This window comes from Mycobacterium sp., from assembly GCF_019247635.1.
GTDB lineage: Bacteria > Actinomycetota > Actinomycetes > Mycobacteriales > Mycobacteriaceae > Mycobacterium.
In genome coordinates, this window is the sequence record NZ_JAFBAR010000039.1 from 1 (window position 1) to 13,180 (window position 13,180).

Consider the following 13,180-nt stretch of genomic DNA (forward strand, 5'->3'; position numbering starts at 1 on the left):
CCATGACCGACTGGACAGCCGCAGATCTGCCGTCATTCGCCGGGCGCACGGTGATCATCACCGGCGCCAACAGCGGGCTGGGCGCGGTGACCGCCCGCGAATTGGCCCGCAACGGCGCCACGATCGTCATGGCCGTCCGCAACACCGGCAAGGGTGAGGCCGCCGCTAAGCAGATAAGCGGCCCCGGAACCGGCGCGGTCGAGGTACGTCGCCTCGACCTGCAGGACCTGTCCTCGGTCCGGCAGTTCGCCGACGAAGTGGACAAGGCCGACATCCTGATCAACAACGCCGGCATCATGGCCGCCCCATACGCGTTGACGGCCGATGGCTTCGAGAGCCAGATCGGCACCAACCACCTCGGTCACTTCGCGCTGACCAACCTACTGCTGCCCAAGCTCACCGACCGGGTGGTGTCGGTGTCGTCCATGGGACATTTCGCCGGACGCATCGGACTCGACGACCTCAACTACCAGACTCGGCGGTATTCGCCGTGGCTGGCCTACAGCCAGTCCAAGCTGGCCAACCTGCTGTTCACCAGCGAGCTACAGCACCGGCTCGACGCGGCCGGTTCGCCGTTGCGGGCGCTGGCGGCCCATCCCGGCTATTCGCGCACCAACCTGCAGGGCGCCTCCGGACGCAAGGTTGGCGACGCGCTGATGTCGGCCGTCACCCGGGTGGTGGCCACCGACGCCGACTTCGGTGCCCGGCAAACGCTGTACGCGGTGTCGCAGGACCTGCCGGGCGATACGTTCGTGGGCCCCAGGTTTGGCTACCTCGGCCGCACCCAACCCGTCGGCCGCAGCCGGGCCGCGCGCGACGCATCGACCGCGGCCGCGCTCTGGGAGCTATCCGAGCAGCTCACCGGCACCAAGTTCCCGTTCTGAGGCGGTGCATTGCCCGCTGTGTCTGATGTGGCGCCAGAGCACTAGATTTCCGCCCGGAACCGGCGATGCGCTAACCTGACCGGGCGTCACGGCGAGGGTGTCTGGCTTCCGCAAGCCTGTACAAGCACCGTTATCGACGGAGACCGACGAGTTGTCGCGCTCCTGCCGTGCCTGAACCCTGAACCTAGGCCCCGAGCACATTAGGAGCGACACGATGGCTAAATCCGCGGTCAACCAGCTGAGCGTCACGGTCCGTGACAAGACCGGCAAGGGCGCGTCCCGGCGAGCTCGCCGCGACGGCAACATCCCCGCGGTGCTCTACGGTCACGGCAGCGACCCTCAGCACCTCGAGCTGCCCGGCCACGACTTCGCGGCCGTGCTCCGGCACTCCGGCACCAACGCGGTGCTGACCCTCGACATCGCCGGCAAGGAACAGCTGGCGCTGACCAAGGCGATCGACATCCACCCCATCCGCCGCACCATCCAGCACGCCGACCTGCTGGTCGTGCGTCGCGGCGAGAAGGTCGTCGTCGAGGTCACCGTCGTCATCCAGGGCGAGGCCGGCCCCGACACACTGGTCACCCAGGAGACCAACGCCATCGAGATCGAGGCCGAGGCGCTGTCGATTCCCGAGCAGCTGACCGTGTCCGTCGAGGGCGCCGGGCCCGGCACCCAGCTCACCGCGGGCCAGATCACCCTGCCGGCGGGCGTCAATCTGATCTCGGACCCCGAACTGTTGGTGGTCAACGTAGTCAACGCGCCGACCGCTGAGGATCTGGCCGAAGAGGGCGCCGGCGAGGCTGTCGAAGGCGTAGAAGAAGGCGCGGCGGGCGAAGCCGACGAAGAAGAGGGCGGCGAGGCGGAGGCTGCCGCCGACGAGTCCGAGTAGGCGACTCGCAACGTGGTCGAACCACTACTGCTGGTCGGCCTTGGCAACCTGGGGGAAACCTACGCGCGCACCCGGCACAACCTCGGCTTCCTGGTCGCCGACCTGCTCGCCGCGCGGCTGGGCTCGAAGTTCAAGGCGCACAAGCGTTCCGGTGCCGAGGTCGTCACCGGCCGACTCGCGGGGCGGTCCGTCGTGTTGGCCAAGCCGCGTTGCTACATGAACGAGTCGGGCCGCCAGTTGGGGCCGTTGGCGAAGTTCTACTCGGTGCCGCCGGCCGACGTCATCGTCATCCACGACGATCTTGACCTGGAGTTCGGTCGCATCCGGCTCAAGATCGGCGGCGGTGAAGGCGGCCACAACGGGCTCCGCTCGGTGGCGAACGCATTGGGCACCAAGGACTTTCAGCGGGTCCGCATCGGGATCGGCCGCCCGCCCGGCCGCAAAGACCCGGCCGCGTTCGTGCTGGAGAACTTCACCGCCGCCGAGCGGCCCGAGGTGCCGACGATCTGCGAGCAGGCGGCCGATGCCACCGAGCTGCTCATCGAGCTGGGGCTGGAGCCGGCGCAAAACCGCGTCCACGCCTGGTAACTCGCACTGGTCACCTCCCCGCGAGCGTGCGTGTCTGTGCAGCGGCACGCCGCAAACTGTGACAGTTTGCGCACGCTCGCGCCCAAGAATTCCCCGCGCCCAAGAATTCCCCGCGCCCAAGAATTGCCCGCGCCCAAGAATTCCCCGGAACTAGGTGACCAGGGTGAGCGAGGTGGCGCGGCGCAGCTTGCCCGACGGCGTCTTGGGGATGGTCCCGGGTCCGAGGACCACGACGTTGCGGGGCCGCACGTCGACCTCTTTGACCACCTCGTGGGCCACCTGATGCTCGATGCGGCGCACTTCGGCGGGATCCTCGAAGGCGTTCGATTCGACGGCGACGGCGAAGGACTCGCGCGAATGCCCGGCATCGAGCCGAACGGCCACCGCGCAGCCCGGACGCACACCCTCGACGCGGCCCGCGGCCCGCTCGATGTCGGTCGGGTAAATGTTCCGGCCGGCCATGATGATGACGTCCTTGACCCGGCCGCACACCACGACGTGACCGTTGTCCATCTGGTAGCCCAGGTCACCGGTGTCGTACCAGCCGTGCTCATCCAGGGCCGGAATGAACCCGCCCATCGTGATGTAGCCCGGCGTCAGCGGCTCACCACGCAGCTCGATGACCCCGACCCCGCGGCGCGGCAGGATGGTGCCGTCCGCCCCGACGATGCGGATCTCCAGGCCCTGCAGCAGCGGCCCCAACGACGCCAGGCGGCGGGTGTTGCCGCGACTGGCGGGGACGGCGCGGTGCAGGGCCGTCATCAGGTCGGCATCCACCTCGTCGACCACCAGGCCGGCGTTGCATTCGGAGAATGAGACCGCCAGCGTGGTCTCGGCCATGCCGTAGGCGGGCAGGATCGCGCTGGGCTTGAGCCCGAACGGCTTGCCGGCATCGATCAGATCCTCGACGTCGGCGGGCTCCACCGGCTCGGCGCCCGACAGCGCGAAGCGCAGCGTCGACAGGTCGAATTGGCCGGGCTTGGCCTGCTTGCGCAGCCGCTTGGCAAACAGCGAATAGGCGAAGTTGGGGGCAGCCGTCATCGTCCCCTTGTACTTGTCGATCAGCTTGGCCCACAGCAGCGTGTCGCGCAGGAAGTCCAGTGGGGTGACCTTGACCAGCTCGGCGCCGAAGTACATTGGCACCGTCAAAAAGCCGATCATCCCCATGTCGTGGAAGCACGGCAGCCAGCTGACCATCACATCTTTCTCGACGTCGTACTGGGCGCCGACGAACATCGCCTCGGCATTGGAGTAGACGTTGCGGTGAGTGATCTGGACCGCTTTAGGGGACCCCGTCGACCCGGACGTCAACTGCATCAACGCCAGGTCGTCCTCACCGGTCTCGATGGGGTCGATCGGGTCGGCGGCCAGCAGCTGCTCGACGGTCAACACCCTGACGCCGCGCTCCTCGAGCACGGGCTTGGCGGGCATGAACGGATCAGAGATGACGACCGCCCTGGCCTCGATCATGTCGATGACGGTCGTGGTGTCCTCGGCCCACAGGGCCAGATCGGTGCGCGGGGTGGGCTGATGCAGCATGGTCAGGCTGGCACCGCGCATCCACAGCCCCTGCGCGGTCGGCGCGATCTCCACCGGCGCGCCGGCCAGCACACCGACCGCGTCGCCGTGGCCGACACCGGCAGCGGCCAGCCCACCGGCTATCTGACGGGCCCGCTCGTGCACCTGGCGCCAGGTGTGACGGACCGGGGTATACGGCTCACCGGTGACCATGCCCTTGGTGCTCTCATGGGCATTGCGGAACATCGTCTCGGTAAACCGACTCACACAAACCTCCTCGGTTCGTTCCTTCCCCATGGTGCGGAATTTCATATTCCGCCTGCTTGGTGGCACTGCGGGACAGGCGCGCGCACCAATTGGGGAGCGGTTAGGTCTCAAAGCGGTGTTGAGCCCACGGGGCCAAGAGACTCGTCACCGCCGATCATCTTAAGCAACTCTTAAGTAACTGCCAAACTATGGCGGGTTTTCGGGCCCGTTTGAGCTCCACGTCACATCCGCTAGACCTCGGGGGGCGCCGGGACGACCCGGGCACCGGGCACCGGCCCGCTGGCAACACGCACGGTACGGCACACCCCCGCCCCCGACAGCTGTGTACCGACGTCGACCGCCGAGGTCGACGACTCGCACAGGAAGGCGCACGTCGGACCGGAGCCGGACACGATGCCCGCCAAGGCCCCCGCGTCCACACCGGCGCGCAGAGCGCGCCGCAGCGTCGGATCCAGGCTGACCGCGGCCGCTTGCAGTTCGTTGCCCAGCAACGGCGCCAGCTGCCCGGGATCCCCCGCCGCCAGGGCCGCCAGCACCGGTCCGGCCTCATCGAGCCGCGGCGGGTCCCCGGTGTCCCTCAGCCGATCCAGCTCCGAGAACACCGCCGGGGTGGACAAACCCGATTCGGCGAATGCCAGCACCCAGTGAAAGGTGTTGCGGGACAACACGGTAGCCAGCTCCTCGCCGCGACCCGTGCCCAGCGCGGTACCGCCGTGCAGGGCGAACGGCACGTCGCTGCCGAGCTGCGCGGCCAGCATGCGCAGGTCTCGGCGCGGCAGGTTGAGCTCCCACAGCGAGTTCATCGCGACCAGCACGGCCGCCGCGTCGGCACTGCCCCCCGCCATGCCACCGGCCACCGGAATGGATTTGTCGACGATGATCGAGACATCCGGCGCCCGGCCGACGTGCTCGGCCAGCCGTTCGGCCGCCTGCCAGGCGAGGTTGCGTTCATCGGTGGGCACGTGGTCGGCCCCCTCGCCGACGAGCTCGAGTGACAATACGTCGGCGTTGCGAACCGTCACCTCGTCGAGTAGCGACACGGCGTGAAACACCGTCGTCAGCTCGTGGTAGCCGTCCTCGCGGCGGTCACCGACCGCCAGATACAGGTTGACCTTTCCGGGCACCCGAACGGTGACGGACCCGGTGGGCACCCACAGCTCGGCGGTGTTGCCGTCAGACATGCCAGCCACCGCAGCAGACTATCGCTGCAGCCGCCGAACCACACGCAACGACGCCGCGACACCGGCCATCAGCCGGCCCTCAACTGACCGAAGTCTGCGCCGCGTCCTGAGCAGCGGAGGCGCCGGAACGTCGCAGCAGCCGCACGAAGTCTTCGATTCTCAATGTCTCACCCCGACGGGCGGGGTCGATGCTGGCCGCGAGCAGTCGATTCGCCGACTCGTTGCCCGATCCCGCCCACTCCGCAAACGCATTACGAGATGTCTTGCGCCGCTGGGCAAATGCGATATCCACCAGTTCGAACACCCCCTGACGGAAGGTCTGGTCCGTCGGCCACGGCGAGGTCGCATACCGGTCGATGCGCACCAATCCGGAATAGACCCGCGGAACCGGCCAGAAGACCGTCGGCGACACCAGGCCACAGCGGCGAACGCGTCCGTAGAAGCGCACCTTGACGCTGGGCACGCCATACTCCTTGCCACCGGGTTCGGCGGCGAGCCGTTCGGCGACCTCGGCCTGCACCATCACGGTCACGGTCTGGATGGATGGAAATTCGGCCAGCAGATGCAGCAGCGCCGGAACCGCGACGTTGTAGGGCAGATTGGCGACTACGGCCGTCGGGCCCGCCGGCGCCGGGCCAAACTCAGGGACCAGTTCGTCGCGCGTGAGGGTCAGCACGTCCCGGTTCAGCACGGTGAGGCGGTTGATTTCGCGGTGCGAATGCTCCGCAACGGTCTGGGGCAGCCGCGCTGCCAACACCGGGTCGATCTCGACCGCGGTGACGCTGGCACCGCGATCCAGTAATGCCAACGTGAGCGACCCCAGGCCGGGGCCGACTTCCAGGACTCGGTCAGAGCGGGTCACCCCGGCGGCCGTAACGACCCGACGCACGGTGTTGGCATCGTGGACGAAATTCTGCCCGAGCGACTTTCGCGGCCGAAAGTCGAGCTCCTGGGCCAGCCGCCGGATCTCGGTGCGGCCGAGGAACCGGATGGTCAGTTCGCACCCGCTCGTCCGCTGCACACCGGCCAGGCACCCCAGCCCTGCCGCTGCCGCGTCACCTCTGCCACCGCGATCTGCTCTTCGCGGCTGGCCAGGTCGGCCCGGGCGGCGTAGCGCAGTCCGCCGTTGGCTTCCCAGGTGCCCTGGTCGAACTGGACACCGCCGTAATAGCCATTGCCGGTGTTGATCGCCCAGTTCCCGCCCGCCTCGCAGCCCGCAATGGCGTCCCAGATGGCGCCGTCGATCACTGCGGGCACGTCCGTGCCGGGCTTGGTGCCCACCCGCACCACCGCCTCGCGGGCGGGGGAGATCACCACATTGGCGACGGGCAGCCGACCGGTTTCGACGCCGTTGACGGTGGCCACCGCGAATGTCACATCCTGCTCGCCGGGCGCGCCCGGGTCTTCGACGACCTGGCGGCTGATGTTCATGTCCGCATCCTCGATGCGACGCGCGTTGGGCGGCAGCGGCAGCCGTTCGGTGACTCGCTCGATGCGGTTGCGCGTCACCTCGATCTGCATGCCGTCGACGATCGGCGTCGACGCGGCGGGCACCGCCTGGTCGCTCTCCTGCAGCGGCGCGCCCGCGGCGGCCAGCAGCGCCCCGACGGTGGGCGCGGGCAGGTGCACCGAGCGCCACACGCCGCCGTCGTTGATCTGCACCGTCTTGGCGCTGACGACGGGCAGCGCCATCCCCGCAAGCGGAACGCGGCTGCCGCGGGAAGCCGCCGCGGGCGCCGTATCGGTCATGGCGAGCTGGGCCAGCGCCTCGTCCACGGTGGCGGCCGTCGTCCATACCTGCTTGACGTCGTGGCCGTCCAGCGAGATCTCCAGGGGCCGGCTGCGCCGCAACACGATGCTGTCCGCGTCGTGCACCTTCACGTCGGCGGCCGGGTACAGGTCGTCGCGTTCGTCGACGGCGAACCCGTTCTCCTGGATGATGTCGATGACCCGAGACTTCATGGTGGTCACCCGCATCGCGGTTCCGTCGACCGTCAAGGTCACCGTCTTGCAGGCAGAGACCGCGTAGCCGCCGGCCGCGGCCAGCGCCACCAGCAGCGCGCCGACGAGCAACCGCAATGCCGGCGACGGAGCCTGCTCAAGTCTTGCAATTAGATTCGCCGAGCGCCTGGCGCTCACTTCTTGAACAGCCCCGACCTCATCCACCACTGCCAACCACTCTCAAGACCCTTACAGCTGTAAATGACAAAAAGGGCCGTCAGGCCCAACCGTTCGATCACAAGACGGTAACGAACCGGTCAATGCTGAGCAACTCAGGGGCCAAGGTGTTACAAGCTGCCCTCCGCCCGGTAGACCCGCTGGGCATTGCTCGTTGTGATCCGAGCCAGTTCTTCCGGACGGAGATCCACCAGTTCAGCGAGGGCCCGCACAGTGTACGGAAGGCAATAGGGTTCGTTCGCTGAGCCGCGATAAGGATGCGGCGTCAAAAACGGGGCATCCGTTTCGACCAGAAGCTGTTGCAGGGGTATCAGCGTCACGGCTTCGCGCAGGGCGCGGGCGTTGCGGAAGCTGACCGTCCCGGACAGGCTCAGCACCCACCCCTCGGCCACGCAACGGCGCGCCATCACGCTGTCGGACGAAAAGCAGTGAAAGATCACGGTGTCGGGAGCGCCCTCGGCGGCCAACACGTCGAGCACCTGCGCGTCGGCCTCGCGATTGTGGATCATCAACGGCTTGCCGATCCGCTTGGCCAGGTCGATATGCCATGCGAAGGCTTCGCGCTGTGCGTCCGGTTGGGCGCAGCCGGCCAACCGGCCGGGCCAGTACATGTCCATCCCGGTCTCGCCGACGGCCACCACCCTGGGATGGGCCGCCAACCGTTCGATCTCGGTCCGGGCGGCGTCGGTCAGCGCGTCGGCCCGCGTCGGGTGCAACGCGACCGCGGCATAGACCCGCGGATCCCAGTCGGCGGCGCGCGTCACCCAGCGCGCCGAGTCCAGGTCGTCGGCGATTGTGACCACCGCGCTGACCCCCACGGCCGCGGCGCGGTCGACAATGGCGCGGACGTCCGCCGCCTCCCGGGCGCCGCACGCATCGAGGTGAGTGTGGGCGTCGATCAGCGGCGCCAACGGCTCCGGCGCGGGCGGGGCTTCTCGTTGGCGGTGTTCTCGTGGGTAAGAGCTCACGCGCACACAATAAGGTGGACTCTCGATGAGGCCCTACTACGTCACCACCGCGATCACCTACCCCAACGCCGCGCCGCATTTGGGCCACGCGTACGAGTACATCGCCACCGATGCGGTTGCGCGGTTCCGCCGGCTCGACGGCTTTGACGTGCGTTTCCTGACCGGGACCGACGAACACGGCCTCAAGGTCGCCCAGGCCGCCGCGGCCGAAGGGCTGCCCACCGCCGAACTGGCCCGCCGCAACTCCGACGTGTTCCAGCGCCTGCAGGAGAGGTTGAATATCTCCTTTGACCGGTTCATCCGAACCACCGACGCCGACCACCACGAGGCGTCCAAGGAGATCTGGCGCCGGATGGCGGCCACCGGCGATATCTACCTGGACAGCTACTCGGGCTGGTACTCGGTGCGCGATGAACGGTTCTTCGTCGAATCGGAGACCGCGGAGGTGGACGGAACCCGGATCGCGGTCGAAACCGGCACCCCGGTGACCTGGACCGAGGAGCAGACGTATTTCTTCCGGCTGTCGGCGTATGCCGACAAGCTGCTGGCCCACTACGAGGCCAACCCGGACTTCATCGCTCCCGAGGTGCGGCGCAACGAGGTGGTCAGTTTCGTCTCCGGCGGGCTGCGCGACCTGTCCATCTCGCGGACCTCGTTCGATTGGGGAGTGCAGGTCCCCGAGCACCCCGATCACGTCATGTACGTCTGGGTCGACGCGTTGACCAACTACCTGACCGGGGCCGGTTATCCCGACACCGATTCCGAGCTGTTCCGGCGCTACTGGCCCGCCGACCTGCACATGATCGGCAAGGACATCATCCGATTCCACGCCGTCTACTGGCCGGCGTTCTTGATGTCGGCCGGAATCGAATTACCGCGAAGGGTTTTCGCGCACGGGTTTTTGCTCAACCGCGGCGAGAAGATGAGCAAGTCGGTGGGCAACATCGTCGCCCCGGACACTCTGGTCGACACCTTCGGCGTCGACCAGGTGCGCTACTTCCTGTTGCGCGAGGTCCCGTTCGGCCAGGACGGCAGCTACAGCGAGGACGCGATCATCACCCGGATCAACACCGACCTGGCCAACGAGCTGGGCAACCTGGCGCAGCGCTCGCTGTCGATGGTGGCCAAGAATCTGGGCGGGGTGGTGCCCGAGCCCGGCGAGTTCACCGAGGCCGACGCCGAGCTGCTGACCACAGCCGATGGCCTGCTGGAGCGGGTGCGCGCGCATTTCGACGCACAGGCGATGCATCTGGCGCTGGAAGCGATCTGGCTGATGCTGGGCGATGCGAACAAATACTTCTCCGCGCAGCAACCGTGGGTTTTGCGCAAGAACGAGTCCGAGGACGGCCAGGCCCGATTCCGCACCGTGCTGTACACCACCTGCGAGGTAGTCCGTGTCGCGGCGCTGTTGGTGCAGCCGGTGATGCCCGATTCGGGCGCCAAGCTGCTGCACCTACTCGGCCAGACCGATGACCATCGGTCATTTGCCGCCGTCGGGGCACGGCTGGTGCCGGGCACCGCGCTGCCGCCACCCACCGGCGTGTTTCCCCGTTATCAACCCGATTACAGCAGTTCCGCTGCGCCGCAAGCTAATTGATGCGCGGGAAGGGCGAAAAGATGGCGGCGGCGACCCCTCGACAGCCCCTTCGCAGAGTGTCTGTCAGGCGCACCCCCTGGCATAGGACATAATTTGCCTGTGGAGCGACGACGGAATCGGCAACCCAGCCAATCGCCAATGACCACCTTGAAGCAGCTGCCCGCGCTGGTGGTGCTGGAACGGATCCCGGTTCCCGTGCTCGCCATCGCCCACGACGGCAGCATCCTGTTCACCAACACCGCGTTCGCCAAGATGGTGGGCTGCGATCCCGAAGAGGTCCTGGCGCTGAGGTTTCACGAGATCTTCCATCACGCCCCGGCCTCGGACGCACAGGTGAACTCGGACTCCCTGTTGTCGGTCGTGCATGCGCTGGCGAACATGGTCGTGGAGTTGGCGCACAAGGATGGCTCGGTCGTGCGGGCGTTGATGAGCCGGTCCGCGGTGATGCGCGCCGACGACGAGTTCGCGCTCGCGGCGTTCCAGGACCTGACCGAGCAACTCTGGGAAGAGGAGCGCTAGCCCGCGCTAGCCCATGAAGAGGGCAAAACGACCGGCTGAGTCGGGTGGAAAAAGCGGGGCCGACGTCCGATTCTGCGCCGAAGCTGATACCCGCCGCCCCGGCCAGATCGCCGCGGCCGCCACTGACGGGAACACAACCGCTGCGCAAAACTCACAACAAACCATAAGTATGGAAACTTTAAAGAATACTCGACGAGGAGTATGGTTCGATTTGTGATCGAGAGTCGCGCGGACCTGCGGGCCTACCTGGCCGCGGACCTGAACGCGTGCGGCATCCAACGCTGGCGACTCCGCGATCGGGTTCTGCAGCGCCCGGCTCATTTCCAGCGTCTGCTGCGCAGATCCGAGTATTGGACCAACACGGCGCGGACACCGTTCGGGCGAATGGTGGCGGGCTACTTTCGGCTGCGGACCAGGTTCTTGGGCGAACGGCTCGGATACCACATACCGCGCAACGTGTTCGGTCCGGGCCTGTCCATCGCCCACATCGGGCCGGTCCACGTGCACATCAAGGCCAAAGTGGGCGCCAATTGCCGCATCCACCAGGGAGTGACGCTTGCGGAGGGACGTCCCGGGTGCTACCCGACCGTCGGCGACGACGTCTTTCTCGCACCGTCCGCGCTGGTCATGGGCGTCGAGATCGGCAGTCGGGTCAGCGTTCGCGCGGGCGCGGTCGTCACCAAGGCCGTGCCTGACGATGTCGAGGTCGCCGGCGTGCCAGCTCGCATTGTCAAGGATCGGCGCCTGAGCGCTGCTCGCGCCGGGGGCCTAGTCGGGTTCTGACACCGCGACCGGCTCATTGCCGGCCGGGCGGCTGCGGCGCATCGCCTCGCGCGCGAGGAATTGGCGAAGGTACGGCAGCGACGCTTCCGATGCAATGCCAGGCAGCACCAGCTCCCACATCTGACGCAACCGTCCGGTGATATCGCCGGCACGGCCGTTGGTCCCGCTCGGCGTCATCGCGTTGGACAGCAACCGCAGTCCGAACATGGCGCCGACCAGTGACTCGCTGATCATCTGGGGATCGAGGTCTTCCCGCAGGTCTCCTTCGACGATCGCCCGTTGGGCCTGGGCGGCCATCTCGGCCAACCAACTGGTAAAGAAGTGGGCGGCCGCGTCGTTGAACCCGCTCAAGGCATCCGTCAACCTCTCGGCGGCACGAGCCATCTTGTCCGAATGGAGTACGTTCGCGACCGCGAACGTGCCGTGGATCATGTTCTCGAAAGCGGGCGAGGCCGAACCAGAGACGTTGCGAAAGGCGGCGAGCAGAGCGTCGGAACCTTCTTCGATGATCGCGGACGCCAGCGCTTCCTTCGAATCGAAGTGATGGTAGAGCGCCCCCTTCGTCATGCCGGTCCGCTCGATGATCGTGCCCCAGCCGGCCGAGGCGTATCCGACCTCGCCGAACACGTCCACGGCGGCGTCGAGAATCTTTCGCCGGGTCGCCTCGGATCGCACTTGGCGCGCCATCGCTGTGTACCTCCGAAGTCCCGTCGATCCGCTTACAAATCCAACCCTCGACGCCCCATTGATCCTGGTCAGGGGCTACAGCGTAGCAGCCCTAGCGGAGGCCGAAGCGGATCCTCCGCGGGGTTCGTTCAAGGCCAGATTCATATGTGGCATAGGTTTGCGACAGTCAATCTGAATTCGCGCCGGCCAAAGCTGCGCTGATCGCAAGCGCCGTGCGCCGTCGGATGAATTGCCTGAAGTACTCGTGCCGGTCCGGCTGCAGGATCCCGGTCAGCACCAGAACCCAGCTTTTTTCCAGGTCGAGCAGAAACCGCTCTGGATTGTCCAGGTCGCTGGTCTGCCGGAGTCCCATGTACAGGGAGACGATGAGCCGCCCGATGTCCTGCGGATCGAATCCTTCGGCGACATCGCCCTCGTCGATCGCCCGCCGAGCAACCTGGCCGAGGGCCTCGATCCAGCCGCCCAGCAGCTTGCCGTGCAACCCTTCCGTCGGCCCGACGCTTTGGAGCAAATGCATCGCCGCCCGGGAGGTGTCCTGCCCGATGTCCTCAACGGCGATCAGGTAGCAGAAGTCGATCAGGGTTTCCAAACCCGACAACCGCCGCGCGAGCAGGTCCCGGACGGCGACTTCCGCCTGCGCGGAGTGCTGTTCGATGATCGCGACCGCCAGCGCATGCTTCGACCGGAAGTGGAAATACATTGCGCCCTTGGTCAATTCGGCTTCGGCGAGGATATCGTCGAGACCGACGTCGTGGTAGGGCCGGGACGCGAACTGGTGGGACGCCGCACGCAGTATCTGCTGGCGGGTGGTATCGGCTCGTCCGTCGTGTGAGTCTGCTGTCATCGAACCCGACGGCCTCATCTGCGCCCAGGCGGACGGTCGCGGGCAACGTCGGCGACCAAGGTCGTCAACGGCTGGGCGACGGCACCGCTCGACAAGGTAATCGCGTTCAACGTTGGCGATGCCTTCCTGCAGCTAGCCCCCACCGCGCCCACCGCGGGCACTCGTCGTTGTATCGGAGGCGACGTTGCTGCCGCTCTTGAGGTTATCAGTCTGTCGTCGACCTGCAGTGTTCCACGCCGGGTCGACCTTCCGTGGATCGAAATACTTCAAGTTGGTT

At 67.0% G+C, this 13,180-nt stretch carries 13 protein-coding genes; 6 read left to right on the plus strand and 7 right to left on the minus strand.

The window, feature by feature from the left end:
- The first annotated feature begins 2 nt into the window (after positions 1–2).
- The 3 genes from JO236_RS05865 (at position 3) to pth (ending at position 2,361) form a co-directional block, all read left to right on the plus strand.
- The gene (locus tag JO236_RS05865; RefSeq protein ID WP_293326012.1) at positions 3–884 is read left to right on the plus strand and encodes an oxidoreductase; all 882 of its coding nucleotides are present in this window, start codon (positions 3–5) and stop codon (positions 882–884) included.
- A 214-nt stretch (positions 885–1,098) separates the two neighbouring features.
- Positions 1,099–1,773, plus strand: coding sequence for a 50S ribosomal protein L25/general stress protein Ctc (locus JO236_RS05870; RefSeq protein WP_293326015.1), 675 nt, complete (start codon positions 1,099–1,101; stop codon positions 1,771–1,773).
- A 12-nt stretch (positions 1,774–1,785) separates the two neighbouring features.
- Positions 1,786–2,361, plus strand: a complete 576-nt coding sequence (gene pth / locus JO236_RS05875) for an aminoacyl-tRNA hydrolase (protein WP_293326018.1) — start codon at positions 1,786–1,788, stop codon at positions 2,359–2,361.
- A gap of 150 nt (positions 2,362–2,511) precedes the next feature.
- Here the strand turns inward: pth and JO236_RS05880 are convergent, their stop codons facing one another.
- The 5 genes from JO236_RS05880 to JO236_RS05900 form a co-directional block, all read right to left on the minus strand.
- Entirely contained in the window at positions 2,512–4,146 is a 1,635-nt protein-coding gene (locus JO236_RS05880) for a fatty acyl-AMP ligase (RefSeq protein ID WP_293326020.1), read from the minus strand.
- 230 nt (positions 4,147–4,376) lie between these two features.
- Complete coding sequence (locus JO236_RS05885; protein ID WP_293326042.1) at positions 4,377–5,327, minus strand: 4-(cytidine 5'-diphospho)-2-C-methyl-D-erythritol kinase; 951 nt, start codon at positions 5,325–5,327, stop codon at positions 4,377–4,379.
- A gap of 79 nt (positions 5,328–5,406) precedes the next feature.
- The gene (gene rsmA / locus JO236_RS05890) at positions 5,407–6,357 is read right to left on the minus strand and encodes a 16S rRNA (adenine(1518)-N(6)/adenine(1519)-N(6))-dimethyltransferase RsmA (protein ID WP_416362166.1); all 951 of its coding nucleotides are present in this window, start codon (positions 6,355–6,357) and stop codon (positions 5,407–5,409) included.
- Positions 6,321–7,439 carry a resuscitation-promoting factor gene (locus JO236_RS05895; protein WP_293326045.1) on the minus strand — a complete coding sequence of 373 codons (1,119 nt, stop codon included), beginning with the start codon at positions 7,437–7,439 and terminating at the stop codon, positions 6,321–6,323. The genes rsmA and JO236_RS05895 overlap by 37 nt, the downstream gene beginning before the upstream one ends.
- 176 nt (positions 7,440–7,615) lie before the next feature.
- Positions 7,616–8,479: a TatD family hydrolase gene (locus tag JO236_RS05900; RefSeq protein ID WP_293326026.1), complete on the minus strand. Its 864-nt coding sequence runs from the start codon at positions 8,477–8,479 to the stop codon at positions 7,616–7,618.
- A gap of 19 nt (positions 8,480–8,498) precedes the next feature.
- Between JO236_RS05900 and metG the strand changes: the two genes are divergently transcribed.
- The 3 genes from metG (at position 8,499) to JO236_RS05915 (ending at position 11,372) form a co-directional block, all read left to right on the plus strand.
- Complete coding sequence (metG, locus tag JO236_RS05905) at positions 8,499–10,070, plus strand: methionine--tRNA ligase (RefSeq protein WP_293326029.1); 1,572 nt, start codon at positions 8,499–8,501, stop codon at positions 10,068–10,070.
- 138 nt (positions 10,071–10,208) lie between these two features.
- Positions 10,209–10,589, plus strand: a complete 381-nt coding sequence (locus tag JO236_RS05910; RefSeq protein ID WP_293326031.1) for a PAS domain-containing protein — start codon at positions 10,209–10,211, stop codon at positions 10,587–10,589.
- Between the two features lie 213 nt (positions 10,590–10,802).
- Positions 10,803–11,372 (plus strand): serine acetyltransferase, encoded by a 570-nt coding sequence (locus JO236_RS05915; protein WP_293326034.1) that lies wholly within the window; start codon positions 10,803–10,805, stop codon positions 11,370–11,372.
- Here JO236_RS05915 and JO236_RS05920 read toward each other — a convergent pair.
- The gene (locus JO236_RS05920) at positions 11,358–12,059 is read right to left on the minus strand and encodes a ScbR family autoregulator-binding transcription factor (protein ID WP_293326037.1); all 702 of its coding nucleotides are present in this window, start codon (positions 12,057–12,059) and stop codon (positions 11,358–11,360) included. The genes JO236_RS05915 and JO236_RS05920 overlap by 15 nt on opposite strands.
- A gap of 166 nt (positions 12,060–12,225) precedes the next feature.
- Positions 12,226–12,903 (minus strand): TetR/AcrR family transcriptional regulator, encoded by a 678-nt coding sequence (locus JO236_RS05925; RefSeq protein WP_293326039.1) that lies wholly within the window; start codon positions 12,901–12,903, stop codon positions 12,226–12,228.
- Positions 12,904–13,180 lie beyond the last annotated feature (277 nt).

Bases quoted from the DNA above. Each gene is read 5' to 3' on its own strand.
- JO236_RS05865 (WP_293326012.1), top strand. From the start codon at position 3: ATGACCGACTGGACAGCCGCAGATCTGCCGTCATTCGCCGGGCGCACG.
- JO236_RS05870 (WP_293326015.1), top strand. From the start codon at position 1,099: ATGGCTAAATCCGCGGTCAACCAGCTGAGCGTCACGGTCCGTGACAAG.
- JO236_RS05885 (WP_293326042.1), bottom strand. From the start codon at position 5,327: ATGTCTGACGGCAACACCGCCGAGCTGTGGGTGCCCACCGGGTCCGTC.
- metG (WP_293326029.1), top strand. From the start codon at position 8,499: ATGAGGCCCTACTACGTCACCACCGCGATCACCTACCCCAACGCCGCG.
- JO236_RS05910 (WP_293326031.1), top strand. From the start codon at position 10,209: ATGACCACCTTGAAGCAGCTGCCCGCGCTGGTGGTGCTGGAACGGATC.
- JO236_RS05920 (WP_293326037.1), bottom strand. From the start codon at position 12,059: ATGGCGCGCCAAGTGCGATCCGAGGCGACCCGGCGAAAGATTCTCGAC.
- JO236_RS05925 (WP_293326039.1), bottom strand. From the start codon at position 12,903: ATGACAGCAGACTCACACGACGGACGAGCCGATACCACCCGCCAGCAG.